We start from the raw sequence: 1,256 nt of genomic DNA, 5'->3' as shown, positions 1-1,256 counted from the left end.
GAATCATTTCGATCATCTCCCACTGAAGGTCAGTCAGGTCACTTGGGTACGCTTTTCGAATCGCCTCGGACACCGTGCACTCCTTTGCGTTGATGAACCGCAAAGTGTGAACAAAACCAGACTTTCACAAAACCTCAGTTTCCGGATAGCCTCTGAGCTTTGAAATGTCGAAAGGAACTACGTTGATAAGAATTTAGAATTGCGAAGTGCTAAAAGAGCGTGAATCGAAAAGTGTTCAATTGAGATTGAGTCTTAATAACTATTTGTGTGCGTGTCCCACATCGCTGTGACAATGAACACACGAGAGTCCTTCTCGCTGCTCGTCAAGGACAAGGAACTGATGGACGAAATCCTGGTGACAGTGAATACACGCATGTTGTGTGACACGTCGGTTTCGCGGTTTGATCTGAATTGGTTCGTGAAAGTTGTCCAACGTAAAGGCGAGAGAATGGAAGAAGCCGTTGTCCGCCTTTGTGACATATTTTCCAACAAAATTGTGTGGCAGGTGGCAGTCGTTACAGACCGCGAGATGACGATGACTCGACTTCTGCCAACTATCGAAGTGCGACTGCATGATGTGGCAATTGGCACATGAAACGGGATCGTTGCTCAGATAGCTGGCACCTTTTCCGTATCCGAATGTGAACGTGCCCAGCCCGAAGAGGAGTCCAATCATCACGGCGAGAACGACTGAGAAAACCCAGCCCCATCGTGATCGAGAAGTTTCTGAAGGCTTCGTTTCGTCATCGCTCGACAAATTGCTTTGATCGGCGATCGGACCAATCTTGCCTTCATTTGAGCAGCACACCGAACCCGTCGAATGAAACGAAGTCGTCGCTGCAGAAATGCAGTGTAAATCTCTCTGGCAACATTGCAAGGATCGCGAACAACAATCCCCGCAACAGCAAACTTGAAACTCGCGATTTTCTTTTTGATGAAATAGAGACTTCAGCCGATCGCTTTTTTGCGTCGGTGTTTGAAGAAAGCGAAGAGCGTGGGAGAAACTTAACGGCTCTTCTTGATTGGCTACATCACGCCGTTAAAGATCTCCTGAAATGCCCCCGAAGTTTGAACCAGGCTTATGAGAGTTGGGGTTAGGTAAGTAAGTCAGTGTGCTGGAGTGGAGGAGAAGGTGGAGCCGTAGGCGGAACCTTCTCTGGAACGGAAGCACACTGAGTCGAAAATTCGGCAGGCGTCAACCCTCCAAGAGAGCTGTGCGGACGGCGGTGGTTGTAAGTCATCCGCCAGTCCTGAAT

Annotated in this window: 2 protein-coding genes; both read right to left on the bottom strand. The window is 48.7% G+C overall.

Annotated elements, in window-relative coordinates:
- Nucleotides 1-259: 259 nt before the first annotated feature.
- Nucleotides 260-775 (bottom strand): cytochrome c nitrite reductase small subunit, encoded by a 516-nt coding sequence (gene nrfH / locus KOR42_RS26290; protein ID WP_390620930.1) that lies wholly within the window; start codon nucleotides 773-775, stop codon nucleotides 260-262.
- Nucleotides 776-1,094: 319 nt separating this feature from the next.
- Complete coding sequence (locus KOR42_RS28120) at nucleotides 1,095-1,256, bottom strand: integrase core domain-containing protein (RefSeq protein ID WP_390620856.1); 162 nt, start codon at nucleotides 1,254-1,256, stop codon at nucleotides 1,095-1,097.

This window comes from Thalassoglobus neptunius (genome assembly GCF_007859735.1).
GTDB lineage: Bacteria > Planctomycetota > Planctomycetia > Planctomycetales > Planctomycetaceae > Thalassoglobus > Thalassoglobus neptunius.
The sequence above is the reverse complement of the archived record's forward strand: the minus strand, read 5'-3'. Positions and strand labels throughout refer to the sequence as shown.